The organism is Pseudomonas izuensis, from assembly GCF_009861505.1.
Lineage (GTDB): Bacteria > Pseudomonadota > Gammaproteobacteria > Pseudomonadales > Pseudomonadaceae > Aquipseudomonas > Aquipseudomonas izuensis.
In genome coordinates, this window is sequence record NZ_WTFT01000035.1 from 105,135 (window position 1) to 125,875 (window position 20,741).

General features: G+C 60.7%; 16 protein-coding genes and 1 pseudogene. 11 read left to right on the forward strand and 6 right to left on the reverse strand.

Annotated features, from left to right (window positions below):
* Positions 1-37: 37 nt before the first annotated feature.
* The gene (locus tag GPL81_RS24625; RefSeq protein WP_160108824.1) at positions 38-748 is read right to left on the reverse strand and encodes a FadR/GntR family transcriptional regulator; all 711 of its coding nucleotides are present in this window, start codon (positions 746-748) and stop codon (positions 38-40) included.
* A 280-nt stretch (positions 749-1,028) separates the two neighbouring features.
* Here GPL81_RS24625 and GPL81_RS24630 point away from each other — a divergent pair, with 280 nt between their 5' ends.
* Together GPL81_RS24630 and gudD are read left to right on the forward strand one after the other, a co-directional pair.
* Positions 1,029-2,375 (forward strand): MFS transporter, encoded by a 1,347-nt coding sequence (locus GPL81_RS24630; protein WP_160108825.1) that lies wholly within the window; start codon positions 1,029-1,031, stop codon positions 2,373-2,375.
* Between the two features lie 40 nt (positions 2,376-2,415).
* Positions 2,416-3,759, forward strand: a complete 1,344-nt coding sequence (gudD, locus tag GPL81_RS24635; protein WP_160108826.1) for a glucarate dehydratase — start codon at positions 2,416-2,418, stop codon at positions 3,757-3,759.
* A gap of 123 nt (positions 3,760-3,882) precedes the next feature.
* Here gudD and GPL81_RS24640 read toward each other — a convergent pair whose 3' ends face one another.
* On the reverse strand, positions 3,883-4,761 hold the full coding sequence (locus GPL81_RS24640) for a LysR family transcriptional regulator (protein ID WP_160108827.1): 879 nt from the start codon (positions 4,759-4,761) through the stop codon (positions 3,883-3,885).
* A gap of 149 nt (positions 4,762-4,910) precedes the next feature.
* Here GPL81_RS24640 and ampC point away from each other — a divergent pair, with 149 nt between their 5' ends.
* From ampC to GPL81_RS24660, 4 genes are all read left to right on the forward strand, one after another.
* Positions 4,911-6,065 carry a class C beta-lactamase gene (ampC, locus tag GPL81_RS24645; RefSeq protein WP_160108828.1) on the forward strand — a complete coding sequence of 385 codons (1,155 nt, stop codon included), beginning with the start codon at positions 4,911-4,913 and terminating at the stop codon, positions 6,063-6,065.
* A 336-nt stretch (positions 6,066-6,401) separates the two neighbouring features.
* The gene (locus tag GPL81_RS24650) at positions 6,402-7,025 is read left to right on the forward strand and encodes a response regulator transcription factor (protein ID WP_160108829.1); all 624 of its coding nucleotides are present in this window, start codon (positions 6,402-6,404) and stop codon (positions 7,023-7,025) included.
* A gap of 3 nt (positions 7,026-7,028) precedes the next feature.
* On the forward strand, positions 7,029-10,595 hold the full coding sequence (locus GPL81_RS24655) for an ATP-binding protein (protein WP_160108830.1): 3,567 nt from the start codon (positions 7,029-7,031) through the stop codon (positions 10,593-10,595).
* A gap of 171 nt (positions 10,596-10,766) precedes the next feature.
* Positions 10,767-12,860, forward strand: a complete 2,094-nt coding sequence (locus tag GPL81_RS24660) for an autotransporter outer membrane beta-barrel domain-containing protein (protein ID WP_246218981.1) — start codon at positions 10,767-10,769, stop codon at positions 12,858-12,860.
* Between the two features lie 113 nt (positions 12,861-12,973).
* Here GPL81_RS24660 and GPL81_RS24665 read toward each other — a convergent pair whose 3' ends face one another.
* A complete protein-coding gene (locus tag GPL81_RS24665; protein ID WP_160108832.1) occupies positions 12,974-13,546 on the reverse strand; it encodes a DUF4174 domain-containing protein in 573 nt (190 codons plus the stop codon).
* Positions 13,547-13,724: 178 nt separating this feature from the next.
* Here GPL81_RS24665 and GPL81_RS24670 point away from each other — a divergent pair, with 178 nt between their 5' ends.
* A complete protein-coding gene (locus tag GPL81_RS24670; RefSeq protein WP_096509963.1) occupies positions 13,725-14,093 on the forward strand; it encodes a VOC family protein in 369 nt (122 codons plus the stop codon).
* A gap of 20 nt (positions 14,094-14,113) precedes the next feature.
* Here the strand turns inward: GPL81_RS24670 and GPL81_RS24675 are convergent, their stop codons facing one another.
* Positions 14,114-14,899, reverse strand: a complete 786-nt coding sequence (locus tag GPL81_RS24675; protein WP_160108833.1) for a sulfite exporter TauE/SafE family protein — start codon at positions 14,897-14,899, stop codon at positions 14,114-14,116.
* 306 nt (positions 14,900-15,205) lie between these two features.
* Between GPL81_RS24675 and GPL81_RS24680 the strand changes: the two genes are divergently transcribed.
* Together GPL81_RS24680 and GPL81_RS24685 are read left to right on the forward strand one after the other, a co-directional pair.
* Complete coding sequence (locus GPL81_RS24680; protein WP_160108834.1) at positions 15,206-16,027, forward strand: aldo/keto reductase; 822 nt, start codon at positions 15,206-15,208, stop codon at positions 16,025-16,027.
* Positions 16,028-16,054: 27 nt separating this feature from the next.
* The gene (locus tag GPL81_RS24685) at positions 16,055-16,525 is read left to right on the forward strand and encodes a DUF1810 domain-containing protein (RefSeq protein ID WP_160108835.1); all 471 of its coding nucleotides are present in this window, start codon (positions 16,055-16,057) and stop codon (positions 16,523-16,525) included.
* On the opposite strand, the gene GPL81_RS24690 is transcribed toward GPL81_RS24685, so the two are convergent.
* Positions 16,490-18,850 carry a DNA polymerase II gene (locus tag GPL81_RS24690; RefSeq protein WP_178122629.1) on the reverse strand — a complete coding sequence of 787 codons (2,361 nt, stop codon included), beginning with the start codon at positions 18,848-18,850 and terminating at the stop codon, positions 16,490-16,492. The genes GPL81_RS24685 and GPL81_RS24690 overlap by 36 nt on opposite strands.
* Before the next feature lie 290 nt (positions 18,851-19,140).
* Here GPL81_RS24690 and GPL81_RS24695 point away from each other — a divergent pair, with 290 nt between their 5' ends.
* On the forward strand, positions 19,141-19,581 hold the full coding sequence (locus GPL81_RS24695; protein ID WP_160108837.1) for a CBS domain-containing protein: 441 nt from the start codon (positions 19,141-19,143) through the stop codon (positions 19,579-19,581).
* A 123-nt stretch (positions 19,582-19,704) separates the two neighbouring features.
* On the opposite strand, the gene GPL81_RS24700 is transcribed toward GPL81_RS24695, so the two are convergent.
* A complete protein-coding gene (locus tag GPL81_RS24700) occupies positions 19,705-20,328 on the reverse strand; it encodes a glutathione S-transferase family protein (RefSeq protein ID WP_160108838.1) in 624 nt (207 codons plus the stop codon).
* A 221-nt stretch (positions 20,329-20,549) separates the two neighbouring features.
* Here GPL81_RS24700 and GPL81_RS31560 point away from each other — a divergent pair.
* Positions 20,550-20,741, forward strand: a pseudogene (locus GPL81_RS31560) (hypothetical protein); the annotation flags it as partial.

Consider the following 20,741-nt stretch of genomic DNA (forward strand, 5'->3'; position numbering starts at 1 on the left):
TTGCCCGCGATGAACGATGACTCGGTATCACTGACGATCAGCTGGGCGAAAAGCGGTCCCGGCTATTGGTCAAATGCAGCCACATCGCCGCCCGCGCCGCATCCGGGTCCTGGCGCTTGATGGCGTTGAGAATCGCCTCGTGTTCCAGATTGGCCAGTTGACCCAGCTTGCTCAAATCCACCGCGCCACGTTCGGCCGCGTTGACCCGGGTTCGCGGAATCATGGCGCTGCCCAGGTGCTGCATGATTTCGGTGAAGCACACATTGCCGGTGGCTTCGGCAATCAGTAGATGAAAGCGCCGGTCAGCCTCGACACAACTGTCGTTGTTGGCCAGCAGGTTTTGATAATCGTCGAGCGCTTCGCGCATTTGCGCCAATTGCCGGTCGGTACGACGGATCGCCGCCAGCGCCGCCGCCTGGGTTTCCAGGCCCATGCGCAATTCCAGAATGCTGCGCACCCCCAGCGCGGTATCGACATTCAGCCGCAGCCCCTGCTCCGGCGCGCGCTCCAGCACAAAAGTGCCAATGCCGTGACGGGTTTCCACCAGCCCCGAGGCCTGCAATTTGGAGATTGCCTCGCGCACCACGGTGCGGCTCACGCCGTGCTCCTGAACGATCGTGTTCTCCGACGGCAGCTTGTCGCCGGGCAGCATCTGCCCGAGCAGGATGCTCTGGGTCAGCTTGGCCACCAGATCGTGGGCCAGATTGTGGCTGCGCTTGCGGGCAGGTGCGTCGAGGTCTTCTTGCATCGCGATCATCCAAGGACGGAGCTATCGGAATCGTAGCACTGCGCTTGTCTGGAATCTCGAAAATACTCATTCAACTTGTATGACAACACTCAACAAGCACTGCGCACCATCCCACTTTCGAGCCACAAAAAATCAAAAACAGAATAACAAATCTTTGAACAATGGCGATTTTGTTGGGTGCAAGCGGTTGCGGAGCGAAAAAATGTAGTTGTATGATGTCTAGCAACAAAAGCAGCACCTGTCACACCCCGCATAAAAATAACGAGTGGGAGAAAACGCAGTGAATACATCCATTTCCGCAATGGACAACGGCACCGATTCGGTCCTGAAGTCCGCGATCTCGAAAGTCAAACGTCACGTCTTGCCGCTGTTCGTCATCATGTTCATCGTCAACTACATCGACCGGGTGAACATCGGCTTCGTCCGCGCCCACATGGAACACGACCTGGGCATCGGCGCTGCCGCCTACGGCCTCGGTGCCGGCCTGTTCTTCATCGGATACGCGCTGTTCGAAGTGCCCTCCAACATCCTTCTGCAAAAAGTCGGCGCACGCCTCTGGCTGACCCGCATCATGCTGACCTGGGGCCTTGTGGCCGCGGGCATGGCGTTCATCCAGACCGAAACCCACTTCTATATCCTGCGATTTCTCCTGGGCGTGGCCGAAGCCGGTTTCTTTCCCGGGGTGATCTACTACTTCACCCGCTGGCTGCCCGGCGTGGAGCGTGGCAAGGCGATTGCGATTTTCCTCAGCGGCTCGGCGATTGCCTCGCTGATCTCGGGCCCCTTGTCCGGTCTGCTCCTGCAAATCAACGGGCTGGGCATGCACGGCTGGCAATGGATGTACTTCATCGAAGGCATGTTCTCGGTGGGCTTGTGCTTCTTTGTCTGGTTCTGGCTGGACTCCAAACCCCACGACGCCAAATGGCTGACCCGCGACGAACAGGACGCGCTGGTCAAGGCCATCGACGACGAACAACAGGCCCGCGAAGCCGCGACGCCGATCAAACCCTCACTGGGCAAGCTGCTCAAGGACCGGCAGATCATCCTGTTCTGCGTGATCTACTTCTTTATTCAGTTGACCATTTACGCCGCGACCTTCTGGCTGCCGAGCATCATCAAGAAGATGGGCGACCTGAGTGACTTCCAGGTCGGGATGTTCAACTCGATTCCATGGCTGCTGTCGATTGTCGGCATGTACGCCTTCGCGTCGCTGTCGGCCAAATGGAAGCACCAGCAAGCCTGGGTCGCCGCCGCCCTGCTGATCGCCGCCGCCGGCATGTTCATGTCCACCACCGGCGGGCCGGTCTTCGCCTTTGTGGCGATCTGCTTTGCCGCGCTGGGTTTCAAATCGGCGTCGTCGCTGTTCTGGCCGATTCCCCAGGCCTATCTGGATGCGCGCATCGCCGCGGGTGTCATCGCGCTGATCAACTCGGTGGGCAACCTCGGCGGCTTCGTCGCGCCGACCACGTTCGGCCTGCTGGAAGAACGCACCGGGTCGATCCAGGGTGGGCTGTACGGCCTGGCCGCAACCTCGATCATCGCCGCGATCATCGTTTTCGCCGCTCGCAACACACCCAAGGCCGCCCCCGTCATTGCAGCGGGCAAACCCGCGAGCCATCCCGCCTGAAGCACCACGCCTGAATATTGTTTTTGAGAAGGACAAGAAAATGACCGCACACGAAACCGCCAAAGCCCCGATCATCACCAGCATGCAGATTGTGCCGGTGGCCGGCCACGATGGCATGCTGCTCAACCTGAGCGGCGCCCACGGCCCGTTTTTCACCCGCAACATCGTGATCCTCAAGGACAACGCCGGCCACACCGGCGTCGGCGAAGTACCGGGTGGCGAGCGCATCCGCCAGACCCTCGAAGACGCCCGCAGCCTGGTGGTCGGCAGTCCGATCGGCACGTACCAGAAAATCCTCAATCAGGTACGCCAGACCTTCGCCGATCGCGATGCCGGCGGCCGCGGTTTACAGACCTTCGACCTGCGCATCACCATTCACGCCGTCACCGGCCTGGAAGCCGCGCTGCTCGATTTGCTCGGCCAGCACCTGGACGTGCCTGTCGCCGCCCTGCTCGGCGAAGGCCAGCAGCGCGATGAAGTGAAGATGCTGGGTTATCTGTTTTATGTCGGCGACCGCAACGACACCGACCTCGCCTACCGCAGCGAACCGGACGCCGACAACGACTGGTTCCGCGTACGGCACGAAAAGGCCATGACCGCCGAGGCCGTGGTGCGCCTGGCAGAAGCCGCCCACGCGCGCTATGGCTTCAAGGACTTCAAGCTCAAGGGCGGCGTGCTCAGTGGCGACGCGGAAATCGAAGCGGTCACGGCCCTGGCCGAACGCTTTCCCGAGGCGCGTATCACCCTCGATCCGAATGGTGCCTGGTCACTCAAGGAAGCCATCCGTTTGTGCCGCGACCAACATCATGTACTGGCTTACGCCGAAGATCCCTGCGGTGCGGAAAACGGGTACTCGGGCCGCGAAGTCATAGCTGAGTTTCGCCGCGCCACCGGGCTGAAAACCGCGACCAACATGATCGCCACCGACTGGCGGGAAATGGGACACGCGATCCAGCTGCAATCGGTGGACATCCCGCTGGCCGACCCGCACTTCTGGACCATGCAGGGTTCGGTGCGGGTCGCGCAGATGTGCCACGAATGGGGCCTGACCTGGGGCTCGCATTCCAACAACCACTTCGACATTTCCCTGGCCATGTTCACCCATGTCGCGGCCGCCGCACCAGGCGAAATCACCGCCATCGACACCCACTGGATCTGGCAGGACGGCCAGCGCCTGACCAAGGCCCCGTTGCAGATCGTCGACGGTTGCGTGCAGGTGCCGAAGAAATCGGGACTGGGGATCGAGCTGGACCTGGATCAACTGGCCAAGGCCCACGAACTGTACAAAGGCATGGGCCTGGGAGCGCGGGATGACAGCGTGGCGATGCAGTTTCTGATGCCGGGCTGGAAGTTCGATAACAAGCGGCCGTGTCTGGTGCGCTGAACCAATCGCAACAAAATTCTGTAGGAGCTGAGCTTGCTCGCGATGGCGGTGTGTCAGGCAACAATTAACTGTCTGACACACCGCCATCGCGAGCAAGCTCAGCTCCTACAGGAAGTGCATTCATCATTTCATCTGCGCTGCATCCAGCAACCATCCCTTGAACGCCACCATCGCCGACGTTTCCGGCCGCGACTGCAAGCGGGTCAACCAGTAACTGCCGGTCGTGATATGAATCGCGAAAGGTTGCTCGATCGCACCCGCCGCCAGTTGCCGCGAGAACATCAGCGGCGGTGCCAACGCCACGCCCGCACCTTGCAGCGCAGCCTCCATCATTGCCAGTGACGAGTCGAACACAATGCTCGCCGGCACTGCCGCCGGGCTCGAAAGGCCGGCAACCTGGAACCATTCGGGCCACTCGTCCGTGCGATACGAACGCAACAGCGTCTGCCGCAAAAGGTCGGTGGGTGATTTCAATAGCCGGGCAATCCCGGGCACACACAACACCGAAAGCGGTGCCTCGATCACCCGCACCGCTTCAATGCCATGCCACGCCCCCGCACCAAAACGAATGGCGTAATCCAGCCCTTCGGCGGCGACATCCACGCGATTGTTATGGGTCGACAAACGTAAATCTATGAACGGATGTTTCGCCCGGAAGTCCTCCAGTCGCGGCAACAACCATCCCACCGCGAAGGTCCCCACTGCCCCGACCGTCAACACTTCACGAAAATGCCCGCCCTGAAAACACTCCAGCGTTTCGGCAATACGATCGAAACACTCACGTAAAACCGGCAACAGGGTTTCCCCTTCACGGGTCAGCATCAGCCCACGAGGCAAGCGTTTGAACAGGGTCACACCCAGTTGCGACTCAAGGCTCTTGACCTGATGACTCACCGCCGCCTGCGTAACACATAATTCCACCGCCGCACGGGTAAAGCTCAAGTGCCTCGCCGAGGCCTCGAAGGCCCGCAGTGCATTGAGCGGCAATTGCGGTCGAATCATGACAACCCCCAAATTTTTCTAATGGCTCGTGCAAAATATCATCGGTTGTCCAATCTTGTCAGACTGCCTAGATTTGCTTCGCTCATCCGGGGCCCGGATCGGGACACCGTTCGACCAACACCCTGAATACTCATGGAAGTGACTCAGTCATGCCTGATAAAAACCTGAAAATGTTTACGATTTGCAGCGCATTGGCATTGTTCCTCGGCACCAGTCAATGCATGGCTGACGACCGCGTGGCAACCATCGTCAACGCCGCCATCGAACCGGTAATGCAACAACAGCAAATCCCCGGCATGGCGATTGCCATCACCGTCAACGGCCAAGCACATTACTTTAACTACGGTGTCGCCTCGAAGGAAAACGGCACCGCCGTCTCCGAAAACACCCTGTTCGAAATCGGTTCGGTGAGCAAAACCTTCACGACGACCCTCGCCGCCTATGCCGTGGCCAGCGGCAAGTTGTCGTTATCCGACAAGGCCAGCAGCGTTCTGCCGCAACTGCGCGGCAGCGCGTTCGACAACATCAGCGTGCTGCAACTCGGCACCTACAGCGCCGGTGGCCTGCCGTTGCAGTTTCCGGATTCGGCCGATGCGCCGGACAGGATGCTGGGCTATTTCAAGCAGTGGAAACCGGTTTATCCGGCCGGCACCTATCGACAATATTCAAACCCGAGCCTGGGGCTGTTCGGGTATCTGGCGGCCCAAAGCATGGGCGCGTCCTTTGACGACGTCATGGAAAAAACCCTGCTGCCGAAACTCGGGTTGAAGCACACCTTCCTCAAGGTGCCACAGGATCAGATGGGACTCTACGCCCAGGGGTATAACAAGGATGACAAACCCGTACGGGTCTCGCCGGGAGCACTGGACTCCGAGGCCTACGGGGTGAAAACCAGCGCCGCGGACATGCTTCGCTATGTCGAGGCGAACATGAAACCCACGGATCTGGAAAAACCCTTGCAGCAGGCCATCGCCACCACCCACACCGGTTACTACACCGTCGGCGACATGACCCAGGGCCTGGGCTGGGAGGCCTACCACTACCCGGTCACCCTCGAAACGCTGCTCGCCGGCAATTCGACGCCCATGGCCATGGAGGCCCACAAGGTCCAGTGGCTGAACCCGCCCCGACCTCAAACGGACAACGTACTCTTCAACAAAACCGGATCGACCGGCGGGTTCGGTGCTTATGTCGCGTATGTGCCGTCAAAAGACATCGGCATCGTGATATTGGCGAACAGGAACTACCCGAATGCCGAGCGGGTGAAGGTGGCTCATACGATATTGAGCGCACTGAGCAAGTAATCTGCCCCCCTTACCTGTGGGAGCGAGCCTGCTCGCGATAGCAATCTGACAGTCGACGTAGATATTGAATGTCAGGGCCTCATCGCGAGCAGGCTCACTCCCACAAGGTTCGACGGCGGCAAACAAAATGGGCACAGCCTTGAAATAGCCCCCAACCCATCACTCTTGTGCATTTGCCACAAAGTTGAATGGCACACCCGTGCCATCGCCCCTTTCGCACGTTCGTCCAAACCGCGTACGATCGCGCCCTTTTTAAACCACCCCGCCACGCATCGCCCCCTGAAGACCGCCTTTCGGCTCAGGGACTATGCTGAACCAGGGCATGAGGGCTGATCCATGAAAGTGCTGTTGGTCGATGACCACGCGGTAGTGCGCATGGCGATCGGGATGATTCTGGCCCGTGAAGGCCATGAGATCGTCGGTGAGTGCGATAACGGCGTGGATGCCCTGAGCAAGGCGTTCGAGCTCAAGCCCGATGCGATTGTGCTCGACCTCGATATTCCGCAACTCGATGGCATGGCGGTGATTGATCGGCTGCGCATCGGCGGCAGTGCGGCCCACGTGCTGGTGCATACCGGGCTGAAAAGCCAGGCCTACGCCGTGCAATGCATGCGGGCCGGTGCGGTGGCGTTTTTGTCGAAAGTCGACGACCCGGTGGAGATTGCCACCGCCCTCAAAGCCGTCGCCAGCGGCAAGACCTGGTTTCCCATCGGCACCTTCAGTTCGGTGCGCAAAAGCGACTACGCCGCCAACGATGCGCAGCTGCTCAGCGGCGTTTCGCGGCGCGAACTCAAGGTGTTGCACGGCTTGGCACTGGGCAAGAGCAACAAGGAGATCGCCGACGACATGCTGCTGAGCAACAAGACCGTCAGCACCTACAAAACCCGCCTGATGCAAAAGCTCAATGTGTCGACGCTGCTGGAGCTGATTGAATTCGCCAAGCGCAATGATCTGGTCTGAATCATGACTGCGATCTGCCGGACCCTGCTGAGCGTGCTGATGCTCCTGTCGTTGCAGGCGTCCGCCGAGCCGCTGTCGCTGCTCAGCCGCGCGGCCGACAGCAGCGTCAGCCTGACGCTCAACACCTCGCAACGCCAATGGCTGGCCCACAAGGCCATGCTGCGCGTCGGCGTGTACCTGCCCGACCGGCCGCCGCTGGACATCACCGCCAACCGGAAAGATTACGAAGGCCTGTCGGCGGATTATCTCGATGTGCTGGCCCGGGGCCTGGGGGTGCGTCTTCAAGTCGAGCGCTACGCCAGCCAGGAGCAAGCCCTGGCAGCGCTTCAACAGGATGAAGTGGATCTGGTCCCGCGGATCAATCACCTGGAAGCCATCCATGCCGATCTGCTACTCACTGCACCCTACGCCTACGACCAGGCGGTCCTGATCAGCCGGTTCGGTACCCATTGGCCGAATGACCGGCCACCGGCGGGCACCAAGGTGTTGTTCGATTCCGACTGGATCGTCCGGGAGCGTGTGGCCGCGCTGTTTCCCGAGCTGACCGTGGAATCGGTCAATTCGACCTATCAAGGACTCGGACGGGTCGCCTATGGCGAAGGGATGGTGCTGCTGACCGACGCCATTTCCGCGCAGTACCTGGTGGAGCGCAGTTATCAGCAGAGCCTGAAGCAAACCATTCAGCGCGACTCCGAGGGGCTGGGCTTCAGCTTTGCCGTCCGCCGTCAGGACCAGTCGCTGCGTACCCTGCTCAACAACGCCCTGTCGAAGATTTCCCCCCAGGAACGCGCCGTGATCGCCCGGCGCTGGGGCATCGGGGACAATCCCGGGCTGGGTTATAACCGCCTGCAACTGACCGCGAGCGAACAGCAATGGATCAAGGATCACCCGCAAATCGACGTGCTGGCCAACGACCTGTATTCGCCCTTCAGCTTCTTCAATGCCGACGGGCAACTGCGGGGCATGGCCGCCGATGTGCTGGAGTCGATCAACGACCGTACGGGGCTGGTGTTCCGGCCGGTCAAAATCACCTCCGTCGACGCCATGACCAGCCGCGTGCAACGGGACCCGGCCAGCATCATTGGTGCACTCACGTACAGTGAACAACGTGACGCCAGCCTGGCGTTCTCCCGACCCTACGTGATGAACCCTTTTGTGCTGGTAACCCGCCCACAGCCAGAACACACGGGCCTGACCGGGCTCAAAGGCCGGCGCGTGGCGATCATCAAAGGCTCGGCCGCGGCCAATTGGCTGGAACGGGAATGGCCGGATATCCAGCGAGTGGAAGTCGACGCGCCCATCGAGTCCTATGAACTGCTCGCCGAGGGTGACGTCGAGGGTGTGATCCAGCCGCAACTGGGTGCCACCTACCTGATCGACCGGTTCTTTCGTGGTCGTCTGCAAATCGATTCGGTGATCGGCGCCCAGCCCGCGCTGATCGGCTTCGCCACCGGGCATCAAAATGCCGAACTGCTCTCGATCCTCAATAAAGCGTTGCTCGACATCAGCCCCGACCAGTTGACCGACCTGGCCAATCGCTGGCAAGACCCGCAGGAAAGCGAGGGTGGCTGGAATGCCTACAAAGGCTGGTTCTACAAAGCCGTGCTGGGCTTGTCGGTAGTGGTCATGGCGTTTCTGGCCTGGAACCTCGGGCTGCGCCGGCAAATGGCCGAACGCCTGAAAGCGCAGAAAGCCTTGAACGACCAACTGGTGTTCATGCAGGTGCTGGTGGACGGCACGCCGCATCCGATTTACGTGCGTGATCGCCAGGGGCTGCTACTGACGTGTAATCGAGCGTATCTGCAAGTGATGCAAATCGAGCTTGATCAGGTGCAGGGCAAAGGCTTGATCGAGGCGAACATTCTGGCCCCGCAAGACGCCTGGAGTTACAAGCGGATTCATCAGGCGACCCTGGCCAGTGGCGAACCGTCCTTCGACAACTTCACCGTGACGGTCAAGGGCACGACCTACCACATCTACCACTGGGCCCTGCCCTATCGTGACTCCGACGGCACCATGACCGGGGTCATCGGCGGCTGGATCGACCTGACCGAGCAGCATCACCTGCAACACGCCTTGCATCAGGCCAAGGATCTGGCCGAAGCGGCCAACCGCGGCAAGAGCCACTTCCTGGCGGTGATGAGTCATGAGATCCGCACGCCCATGAGCGCGCTGATTGGAGTACTCGAACTGTTGCGCGATCAACGTCCCGACAGCGAACTGATCGACATCGCGCAAAAGTCGGCCGGTGGCATGATGGAGCTGATCGGCGAGATTCTCGACCTGTCGAAAATCGAATCCGGCAAATTCGAACTGCGCAGCGGTGCCTGTCATCCCGTACGCCTGGTCAACACCGTGATCGAGGGTTTCGCCAGCCTCGCGCGGCAAAAGGACGTAGCGCTGATCTTCGTCCAACACGGGCCGGACATCGCCTTGGCACTGGACTCGCTGCGGTTGCGGCAAATCGTGTCCAACCTGATCAGCAACGCCATCAAGTTCACCCCAAAGGGCACAGTGAATGTCGAGCTGACGCTTGCGCCCGGGGATGCACCCGCCCGCCTGCGACTGAGCGTGCGGGACACCGGCATCGGCATGAACGAGCAGCAGCGCCGGCGCCTGTTCCAGCCCTACACGCAGTTCGGTTCGAGCGACACCGAGTTGCAGATCGGCACCGGCCTGGGCCTGGCGATCTGCCAGCAACTGACGCAGTTGATGGGCGGCCAACTGACCTGCGTCAGCGAACCGGGGCAAGGTTCATGCTTCACAGTGGAACTCGACGTCGTGGTAATGGCGGAGGATGAGGCCACGCCGGCAGCCGAACCCGAGCAGATGCCGGCCCTGCCTGTGCGCAGCATCCTGATCGTCGAGGATCACGAGTTCAATCGCGTGGTCCTGCAACGGCAACTGGAGTCTCTGGGCATGCGGATCCGGTGTGCGGCAAACGGTGTGGAAGGATTACGTTTGTGGCAGCAGGAAGTCTTCGATTACGTCATTACCGACTGCAACATGCCGCAGATGAGTGGCGAGCAGATGACCCGTCGCTTGCGAGAACTCGAGGCCGACGAAGGACGCCTGGCCACCCACGTGGTGGGGTTGACCGCCAACGCCCAGCCCGAGGGAATCCAGCGCTGTCTTGAGGCCGGCATGAACGATTGCCTGTTCAAACCCGTAACTCGCTCTGCCCTCGAACACTATCTGCGCCGGACCGAACAAACGCCGCGGGATTCGCTCACCTGCTTCGACATTTCCAGGGTTCGCGACATCACCGCAGGCGATCCGGCCCTGACCCGGCAACTGCTGGCCACGGTGCTGCGCACCAATCAGGAAGACTTCGATGTCCTGCAACAACTGCACGCGGCGAGCGATCTGGAGGCGGTCAAGCGCCGCTGCCACAAGATCCTCGGCAGCGCACGGATTATCCACGCAACCTCCTTGATCAAGACATGCGAGGCGCTTGAACTGGGATGCAAAACGAACGCATCGAACCAGGAACTGACTCGGCTGTTTGACGCCTTTGCCCTGCAAATGGCCTGCCTTCAGGACAGCCTTCGCGCGAGCCTCCATACCTGATCGTGTAGGACGTTTCCCACAAAAAATTAGGAATCACCTGCGTTACCTGCCTTCCGCCCATACGGAGAATCCGCCCCCTCTCTCCCATGCAGTCGGCGGACTTCCATGTATACATTTGATAGGCGGGTTTCCCGGGTTTCGGCGTCTGGCGCCTTGTTGGTGTTGGGCTTGATGCCCTTCAAAACGTTCGCCGCCAGCTGCGACACGATGAATTGCCTGACAACCGCTCAATCCAATCTTCTGGTGGAGAATAATGGCACGCTCAACGTGGGCACCGGCGGCAGTGTCATCGACAGCACGGTGAGCGACGGTCACATCTATCTCTGGGACTCAGGCGAATCGATAGCGACGACGGTCGACAACACCGGATGGCTGCAACTCCATGACACTGCTTCGGCGCGCGACAGCGTCGTGAACGATGGCCAGATGGTTGTCCTCGGTTCCGCCCAGGCGTTTTCCACCACGGTCAATGGTGGCTTTCTCGACGTCGCGCAAAACGCCGAGGCCAGCGGCACGCGGCTCAATGGCGGCATGATGTTCGTTTACACGGACGCCCTGGCAAAAGGTACAACGGTCAACAATAGCCAGATGAACGTTTACCAGGATGCCCATGCCGAGCTTACGACCGTGAATGACGGTGGCACCCTGTCCGTCTCCGATCGTGCATCGATCAGCAGCACCGTGGTCAATCAGGGCGGCTTGCTGGAAAGCGTCGCCGGCACGATTGTGCAAAATACGGTCGTCAATCAGGGGGGCGTCATGGCCCTGGGGGATCGGGCCGAAGCCAGTGACACGACGATCAACCCCGGTGGTTTGCTGCAACTCAAGGGCGATGCCATCCTGGGATTCAATAGCCATGTCGACGGTCAGGTCAGCTTCGCCGCCCCGGCAATCAACGGTTTCCACACGTTAACGATCAAAGGCCCGCTGACGGGCCACGGCACCTTCCTGATGAACACTGACCTGGCCGCGCTGCAAGGTGACTTGCTCAGGGTGCGGGGGCCGGTCAGCGACACCCATACACTGGTGATTGCCGATTCGGGCAACGCGCCCGGCGCTGCGCATGAGAAGTTGATGCTGGTCGATGGCAGTGGCGGCAGCGGCGATTTCAAACTCTATGGTCAGACCGTGGATGCGGGGGCTTATCGTTACCAGTTGCAGCAGCAAGGTGACGACTGGTACCTGGCCAATCTTGCCGGGGTCGAGGTGCCAGACCAGCCGGACGGGACACAGAAGCCGGTTGATCCTGTTGACCCAAGCGTCCCGGTCGACCCGGCACGCCCGGTTTTTCCTGTGGCCCCTGTTGAGCCGGATAATCCCGCTCAACCTGTCCACCGTCCGCAGGCCGAGACCCTGAGCAAGGGCGCCAACGCAGCAGTGGCCAGCCACGCAGCGAGCGCAGCCTTGATCAGCGCCCAGATGAGCGCCACCACCGGGCATTTCGGTGAACTGCGTTCCGGCAAGGATCAGGGCGGTGTGTGGACGCGCGGCTACGGCACCGAACAACGCCTGGACACGGGCGCCAGCCGGGCCTTCCAGCAGCAGGTGAACGGCATGGAAATCGGTGCCGACAAAGCCCTGCCCGTCCTCGACAGTACGCTCTATGTGGGTGGCTTGATCGGCCAGGGCCAGGGGCGGCAGGATTTCGGCGAAGCCAGCAAAGGCGCGATCGACAGTACCACCCTTGGCGGCTATGCCAGTTACCTGGACCGCAGCGGCCTGTATGTCGACGGCGCGTTGAAATACAGTCGCCTGGACAACGAAATCAACATCACCAGCAACCTCGGGAACAAGGTCAAGGCGCAGTACAAGAACCACGCCGTCAGTGCTGATGTGCAGGTCGGCAAGCACATCGACCTGGGCCGGGGCTGGTTCGTCGAACCTCGGGCGGGATTGCAAGTGGTGCGCATCAGCGAAGGCCGCTACACCGCCAGCAATGGCTTGAGCGTCGAGCAGGTTGCGATGAACTCAGTGCAAAGCCGTGTGGGTGGAGTATTTGGGCGGGATTTGCAATGGGGCGACGGCATCGCGGTGAAACCTTACGCCAAGGCCACCTGGATCACCGAACATGCCGGTGACAGTCATGTGAAGGTCAACGGTGCAAAACTCGACAGTCGTTTGCCAGGATCACGGGGCGAGATCGGTGGCGGGGTCATGCTGACGGCGGCGGATAAGCACAACGTCTACGTCGATGGCGGATACACCAAGGGCAGTGATATTGAACAGCCGTGGGCGGTGACGGTGGGATATCGCTACAACTGGTAAAAACATGTTGGCGCAATACCCTGTAGGAGCGAGCCTGCTCGCGATAGCGGCAGTTCAGTCAACAGAGATGTTGAATGCGAGGCCCTCATCGCGAGCAAGCTCGCTCCCACAGGTCAATCATCCGGCATTTCCGGCGGCTTGGCCGGTTTGGCCGGTTTGCCATTTTTCGTACCTTTGGCCCCCTTGGCACCCTTTTCAGCGGCCGGCTCGGCAGCCACCGGTGGTGGCGCGGGCGCAGCGGCTTCCTTCTCGGCCGCCGGCAAGGCGTCGACGGTGTCGAAGATTTTTTTCAGGTCGACCGACTTCGATTCCTCCCCCGAACTTTCGAGTTTCTTCTCGCCGTCCTTGCCCACCAGAATCACTTTCGGCAACGCCCCGGCACCGAGTTTCAGCGCCCGGATCAACGCCATGGTGTCCTGCTGGCCCATGTCCTTGCCGTCGAGCTGGCCAGACATGTTCAACACGCTGTAGACCCTGATGTTGCGCTCGGCGACACCCTGTTTGTTGGTGGGATCTTCCAGGGATTTCTTCAGGTTCACCCAGACGGGATCAACGGTGCTCGGCGCGATGACAATCAGTGGTCGAGCCCTGCCCCTGTCGATATCCAGAGGAGAGTCGCCATCGTTGGCGAACAGGGGGCCGGCGACAGCCAGCAAGGTAGCCAGGGTCAGTGACCTGATGAGCATGCGCATCTCCTTTTGATATTCACGCTCTAATGATTGCGCATTGCGGCGTTCGTTCCGGTGACGCTTCGCAAATGTGTCCGCCTTGCCCCAAGCTTAGGTCAGGGCAGTCATTGCGCAACAGGCTGGGCTAATCTGAAAACAGGCAAAGAGCGGGTTGATCCACCGTGAGGGCCCCTGCATGAGCGCGCAGTTGAACCACACCATCGTCTGGTGCCGCGACAAACACCGATCGGCACACTTCCTGGTCGAACTCCTCGGCCTGCCCGCCCCTGAGCCTTTCGGACCGATGCTGATCGTCAGGTTCGACAACCAGGTGTCACTCGACTTCTACGACAACGATCCACCGATCGCTTCGCAGCACTATGCATTTTTGCTGGGTGACGACGACTTCGACCGGGCCTTCGCGCGCCTGCAGGCACGCGGACAGCCGTGGTGGGCCGACCCCGGCAAACAGCGGCCGAAGCAGGTCAATGATTACGCGGGAGGGCGGCGGGTGTATTTCGATGACCCGGACGGGCATCTGCTGGAAATTTTCACCCGCGAATGAAGCTGGCGTAGCGCATTCAGTCAGAACGCCAGTTTGTAACCGATCAATACCAGCATCGTCGCCAGGCACGGGCGCAACAGTTCATCGGAGAGGCGCCCGGTCAGGTGGCTGCCCAGGTAAATCCCCGGCAACGAACCCACCAGCAAGTAACCCAGCACGTGCCAATCCATGTTGCCCATGCTCGCGTGGCCAAGACCGGCGACCAGCGTCAGGGGCACGGCGTGGGCGATTTCCGTACCCACCAGGCGGCGGGTCGGCAGCAGCGGATAAAGAATGAACAACGCCACAGTGCCCAGGGCGCCGGCGCCGATGGAGGTCAGCGCCACCATGGTGCCCAGGACCAGGCCGGTGATCACGGTCAGTACATTCAGCCGCGTACCGCTCGGCTTGTAGCTGCCGCCGGCGCGTTTGTGGGCGAAATCGAGCAGGCGCTTCTTGAACAGGATCGCCAGTGCCGTGGCAAACAGGACGAAACCCAGGGCCTGTTTGATGATCGCGTTCATTGCATCGGGGGCCGAGTGCAAACTGCTCAGGAACCACAACGTCATCGCCACCGCCGGCACACTGCCAAGGGTCAGCCAACCGGTGATTGCCCAGTCGATGTTGTTGTTCTTTTTGTGGACCAGCACGCCACTGGACTTGGTGATGGCCGCGTACAGCAAGTCGGTGCCGACCGCGGTCGCCGGGTTAATGCCAAACCATAGCAGGATGGGCGTCATCAACGACCCGCCACCCACGCCCGTCATGCCGACGATGAAGCCGACGACCAGCCCGGCGACAACCAACCCGATGTTCACTAAATCCATTGATACGTCCACATAGACCACAGAGGAAATCTGGCCCGCAGCATAGCGATTTTTCTTATAACCACTTATATCGATGCGATCTATCTTTATGCCTTAACTCCATTACCCATGTAGGAGCGAGCCTGCTCGCGAAGAGGGAGTGCCTGCCAACCCATGAAGTGCCTGACACAACGCCTTCGCGAGCAGGCTCGCTCCTACAAGAGGGCCGGTACATTCGCAACAGTGAAGTGGGCCGCAGGGCCGCCAGGATGGAACCCGAGGGGCTATCCTGTTGCCAACCGGTGTAAGGATCAAAGGGAGTTAAACATGCGCACCACGCAACTGGCCGGCACCAAAGTGCCCGTCATCGGCCAAGGCACCTGGCAAATGGGCGAAGACCGCTCCCGGCAGGCCGACGAAGTCGCGGCATTGCGCTTGGGCATCGAACTGGGCATGACCCTGATCGACACCGCCGAAATGTATGCCGAAGGCGGCGCCGAGGAAGTGGTGGGTGAAGCCATCGCCGGCCAGCGCGAGAAGATTTTCCTGGTCAGCAAGGTCTACCCGCACAACGCCAGCCGCAAAGGCATTCCCCAGGCCTGCGAACGCAGCCTGCGTCGATTGAACACCGAGTACATCGATCTGTACCTGCTGCACTGGCGCGGCCAGTATCCGCTGGAGGAAACCGTCGAAGCCTTCGAACGCCTGCGCGAAGCCGGCAAGATCGGCCGTTGGGGCGTGTCCAATTTCGACGTCGATGATTTGCTGGAACTCAACACCCCGGCCTGCGCCACCAATCAGGTGCTCTACAACCTGGAGGAGCGCGGGATAGAATTTGATTTAGTGCCCTGGTGCCAGCAGCACAGCATGCCCGTCATGGCCTACTGTCCGATCGGCCAGGGCGGGCAGATGCTGGCCAATGCTACGCTCAAACAGGTGGCGGCCCGTCATGGTGTGACGCCTGCGCAGGTGTCGCTGGCCTGGCTGCTGCGCCAGGAGGGGGTGATCGCCATCCCCAAGGCGGTCCTTCCTGCGCATGTGCGACTCAACGCCCAGGCTGCCGGGCTGCAGCTTGAAGCCGGGGATCTGGAGGCGCTGGACCAAGCGTTTCACGCGCCCAAACGCAAGCAGCGGCTGGCCATGGTCTGAACCATCACGCTGTCAGAGGGCTTCGTCATGAGAAGCACCGATCCACCGGACGCCTTTAACCTGCAACGCTTTATCCAGGCGCAAGGCCCGGTGTTCGACCGGGTTCAGGCCGAACTGAACGCCGGTCACAAGCGCAGCCACTGGATGTGGTTTGTCTTTCCGCAACTTGCCGGGTTGGGTGACAGCGAAATGTCCCGACGCTTCGCGATCCGCTCCCGGGAAGAGGCGCAGGCCTACCTCGATCACCCTCTGTTGGGCGCCCGGTTGCGTACCTGCACCCAGGAAGTGCTGAACATCCGGCAGCGTTCGGTGGCGGCGATTTTCGGCCATCCGGACGACCTGAAATTTCATTCGTCGATGACCCTGTTCGCTCAGGTCGCCGCCGAAGACAGCCCGTTTCATCAAGCCCTGAACCAGTATTTCCACGGCATCCTGGACGACTGGACGCTGTCGCTGCTGGACTCAAAACAGGCCCAGTTGCCCCCCAATCAGCGTTGAGAAATCGTCGTCGACGAACGGCAGGATCGCATCCGCCACAGGCTGCAATTGCCGGGTGATGTAGTGGTCGTAATCAATGGGCGCGCTGCGGATTTCCAGCGGCTCGGGACCGGCGACGGTGATCACATAGCTGATCCAGCCACCGTTCTGGTACTGCCGCGGGCGGCCCTGGCGGTCGTTGTAATCGTCGGCGATGCGCGCCGCCCGCACATGGGGCGGGACGTTGCGCTGATAGTCGTCGAGGGTGCGGCGCAGGCGCTTGCGGTAAATCAGGCGGTCATCGAACTCGCCACCCAGGGTTTTGCTCACGTAATCGCGCACATAGTCTTGATAGGGCTTGCGCTGGAAGATGCGCAGGTACAGTTCCTGCTGGAATTGCCGGGCCAGCGGCGACCAGTCGGTACGCACGGTTTCCAGGCCTTTATAGACCATCTCCTCACTGCCGTCGGCACGGGTGACCAACCCCGCGTAACGCTTCTTGCTGCCCTCCTCCGCACCGCGAATGGTCGGCATCAGGAACCGTTTGTAGTGGGTTTCGTACTGCAACTCCAAGGCGCTCTCCAGGCCATATTCTTTACGCACGTGCTCGCGCCACCACTGGTTGACGTGATCCACCAGCGCGCGTCCGATCTGCGCGGCTTCCTGCTGGCCGTGGGCGCGCCGCAGCCAGACGAAGGTCGAGTCGGTGTCGCCGTAAATCACCGTGTGGCCCTGGGCTTCGATCAACTGGCGGGTGCGCAGCATGATCTCGTGGCCGCGCAAGGTAATGGACGACGCCAGCCGCGTATCGAAGAAACGGCACCCGCTGGAACCGAGCACGCCGTAGAACGCGTTCATGATGATCTTCAGCGCCTGGGACAACGGCGCGTTGTGCTCGCGCTTGGCGGTTTCCCGGCCTTCGGCGACGCGGGCGACGATGGACGGCAGGCAATGCCGGGTGCGGGAAAATCGCGCACCGCGAAAGCCCGGCACCGAGTCGGCGTCATCGGGATGCTTGAGCCCTTCGATCAGGCCCACCGGGTCGATGAGAAAGGTGCGGATGATCGAGGGATAAAGGCTTTTGTAGTCGAACACCAGCACCGACTCGTACAGCCCCGGTTGCGAGTCCATGACAAAACCACCGGGGCTGGCTTGCGCAGGTTTGCCGCCCAGGTTCGGTGCGACGAAGCCCTGGCGGTGCATCAGCGGCATGTAGAGATGGGTGAACGCTGCAACCGAGCCGCCCATGCGATCGGCCGGCAAACCGGTGACACTGGCCCGCTCCAGTAGAAACGTCAGCAGCTCGGTCCTGGCGAAAATCCGTGTGACCAACTCGCAGTCCTTGAGGTTGTATTTGGCCAGTGCCGGCTTGTCCTCGGCGAACATGCGGTTGATTTCGTCCATGCGCTGGTACGGGTTGTCGATGGCCTTGCCTTCGCCCAACAGGGTTTGCGCGACGTTTTCCAGGCTGAACGACGGGAAACTCCAGGTCGCCGAACGCAGGGCCTCGATGCCGTCGATGATCAGCCGGCCGGCAGCGCTAGCGAAATAATGGTTGCCGTTGCCGTGTTCACGCCACTGCATTTCCTCGCCGCCACGCCCCAGTTTCAGCGGTACCCCCAGTTGCCGGGCGTGTGTGTGCAGCACCCGCAGGTCGAACTGCACGAGGTTCCAGCCAATGATGGCATCGGGGTCATGTCGGGCGAACCAGTCGTTGAGCCTTTTCAGCAGCAGTGTTCGCGACTCGCAGTATTCGAGCTGGAAATCCACCGCGCTGTCGTCGCCATTAGCCGGGCCGAGCATGTACACCTGGCGCTCGCCACACCCTTCCAGGGCAATGGAATACAACTCGCCCTGGGCGGTGGTTTCGATGTCCAGGGACACCAGCTTGAGGGTCGGCCGGTAGTCGGGGTCGGGTTTCATCTGCGCGTCGAGCAACAGGCCCTCGGGCCCTGACGTGCCGCCAAAGCGCACCGGAGCGGTGATAAAACGCTCCATCAGGTAGCGTTCCGGTGGGCGTACGTCAGCTTCGTACACCTCGACACCGGACCGACGCAGCGCGGTTTCCAGGCGCATCAACTGCCCGTGCTGCCGGCAATACAGGCCGAGCACCGGGCGATGTTCGAAATCCTGCAAGGCCAAGGGGCGCAGCTCGACGTTTTTTTCGTCATGCAACAAGGCCTCGGCCTGCTCGCGCTGGCTGGCCGGAATGAACGCCACCGATGGCTGATAAGGCAGGCGGAGGCGCCGGGGACCGCCGTCGGTCGCCAGCCAGAACTCGACTTCCGTACCCGCCGGGGTATCGCGCCAATGCCGGGTCAGGACGAAGCCCTGGGGTAAATCCACCACTGCAAACCTCGGTTTTGATTCAGGATGTTGATTCTACGCGTCATTTCCCCTGAACGCGGTCCCTGTAGGAGCGAGCCTGCTCGCGAAGCATTGTGTCAGCCGACATAGATGTTGAATGTAAGCCCGCCATCGCGAGCAGGCTCACTCCTACAGGGTGAGTGCATGAGGTTTACACAAGAAAATCCGCCAAATGGCGTTTTTTGCGTGTTATCTGCCGCTTTCGCCCTTGCCCTGCGCGCTTGGGTCTACGATTCTTCAAGGACAACGACAACACCCGGGAAACCGCCATGAAAACCGTCGCGCAACTGCTCAAGTTGAAAGATCAGAAAAACCAGGAAGTGCACCAGATCAAACCCGATCATATGGTGCTCGAAGCGCTGATGAAGATGGCCGAAAAAAACGTTGGCGCCTTGCTGGTGGTGGAAAACGATGTGGTACTGGGCATCATCAGTGAACGGGATTACGCGCGCAAACTGGTGCTGCACGGACGTTCTTCGGTGGGCACGCCGGTGCGCGACATCATGGTATCGCCGGTGATCACCGTGGACACGCACCAGACCGTCGACACCTGCCTGGGCATCATGTCCGACAGGCGCCTGCGTCACCTGCCAGTGGTGGAAGACGGCAAGTTGATCGGCTTGCTGTCGATCGGTGACCTGGTCAAGGAAGCCATCGCCGAACAGGCTGAGTTGATCCAGCAGTTGGAGCAGTACATTCGCGGCGAGTAATTCCAATACGCCGCAAATCCCCTTGTAGGAGCGAGCCTGCTCGCGATGGACTGTCAGTTACAGCGGTGTCGACTGACACACCATCGCGAGCAGGCTCGCTCCTACAGTAAGTGGGGTTGTGGTTCAGGCGGGCCAGTGCCGGGCGAAAACCGGCGCCAGTGTGGGGTGGCGGTCGATGCGCTCCAGCCAGGCGTAAAACCCCGGTCGGGTACTGCGCAGATGCTCCCGGCTTCCCGCCCAGCGCGATATCACCGCCGCCAGCACGTCCAGCGCGCCAGGTGTCTCGTCGTCCAGGTACAGCTCTGCCGAAAACTGATCGGCAAACACTTCCCAACTCCAGTGCAGCCGCGCGCGACTGCCAGCGATCAGGTTTTGCCGCGAAGCTTCATCCGCTTCGGCCAGCCAGCGTTCCGGAAAATCGATGACGCCGATGGCGGCATAACAATTGCTCACGATATAGACCATGCCGCGTATCGCCTGGTCGCGGTCGGCAGGGTTTTTCGGCAGCAGGTTCGACTCGGGAAATGTCAGCCCCAAATGAATCAGGATGGCCGCACTCTCGGTCAGGATGCTGCCGTCAGGCAATTGCAGTGTCGGGATCTGCTTGAGTGGATTGAGCTTGCGTAAATCCTGGGCGGCCTCGGCAGATGACTCGACATCGATGAAGCGAAAGGGAACCCGGCAGAGCACAAGCGCCGCCTCGATCGCCGCGGCGCCGGAGTTTTGATAACCATAGAGCTGATACATGCACACCTCCTTGCGATGACTCGCGCCAGCTATCCAGTGTAGAAGCCGCCGTCGATCACGCCGCGTCCGTCCGACGACTGCATCATCACTCTCACAACAGGTAAGGCAATCACCCTATCGATCGCATCGATGTTCACCATCACGTCAATGAAGTTCTCTTAAAAATCCTGCGGCGTAACATCTGCTCCATACCAACCCATTACACCCCGGAGCACACGATCATGAAACGCCAGACCCTCCTCAGCATCGCTTTCTCGGTTTTCGCAGTGAACGCTTTCGCCGCGACCTCGGCTCAACCTGTAGTCGCTGAAGGTGGCTCTGATCGCCTGATCGAAAATCGTGTGGCTGAGGGCGGTTCTGATCGCCTGCTCGAAAAACGCGCTGTGGCGGCTGATGGCTCCGACCACCTGCAA

What these genes read in the sequence shown, in the direction of transcription:
- GPL81_RS24660 (WP_246218981.1), top strand. Translation starts at nt 10,767, where the DNA reads ATGCCCTTCAAAACGTTCGCCGCCAGCTGCGACACGATGAATTGCCTG.
- GPL81_RS24695 (WP_160108837.1), top strand. Translation starts at nt 19,141, where the DNA reads ATGAAAACCGTCGCGCAACTGCTCAAGTTGAAAGATCAGAAAAACCAG.
- GPL81_RS24625 (WP_160108824.1), bottom strand. Translation starts at nt 748, where the DNA reads ATGCAAGAAGACCTCGACGCACCTGCCCGCAAGCGCAGCCACAATCTG.
- GPL81_RS24650 (WP_160108829.1), top strand. Translation starts at nt 6,402, where the DNA reads ATGAAAGTGCTGTTGGTCGATGACCACGCGGTAGTGCGCATGGCGATC.
- GPL81_RS24640 (WP_160108827.1), bottom strand. Translation starts at nt 4,761, where the DNA reads ATGATTCGACCGCAATTGCCGCTCAATGCACTGCGGGCCTTCGAGGCC.
- gudD (WP_160108826.1), top strand. Translation starts at nt 2,416, where the DNA reads ATGACCGCACACGAAACCGCCAAAGCCCCGATCATCACCAGCATGCAG.
- ampC (WP_160108828.1), top strand. Translation starts at nt 4,911, where the DNA reads ATGCCTGATAAAAACCTGAAAATGTTTACGATTTGCAGCGCATTGGCA.
- GPL81_RS24685 (WP_160108835.1), top strand. Translation starts at nt 16,055, where the DNA reads ATGAGAAGCACCGATCCACCGGACGCCTTTAACCTGCAACGCTTTATC.
- GPL81_RS24675 (WP_160108833.1), bottom strand. Translation starts at nt 14,899, where the DNA reads ATGGATTTAGTGAACATCGGGTTGGTTGTCGCCGGGCTGGTCGTCGGC.
- GPL81_RS24655 (WP_160108830.1), top strand. Translation starts at nt 7,029, where the DNA reads ATGACTGCGATCTGCCGGACCCTGCTGAGCGTGCTGATGCTCCTGTCG.
- GPL81_RS24665 (WP_160108832.1), bottom strand. Translation starts at nt 13,546, where the DNA reads ATGCTCATCAGGTCACTGACCCTGGCTACCTTGCTGGCTGTCGCCGGC.
- GPL81_RS24680 (WP_160108834.1), top strand. Translation starts at nt 15,206, where the DNA reads ATGCGCACCACGCAACTGGCCGGCACCAAAGTGCCCGTCATCGGCCAA.
- GPL81_RS24670 (WP_096509963.1), top strand. Translation starts at nt 13,725, where the DNA reads ATGAGCGCGCAGTTGAACCACACCATCGTCTGGTGCCGCGACAAACAC.
- GPL81_RS24700 (WP_160108838.1), bottom strand. Translation starts at nt 20,328, where the DNA reads ATGTATCAGCTCTATGGTTATCAAAACTCCGGCGCCGCGGCGATCGAG.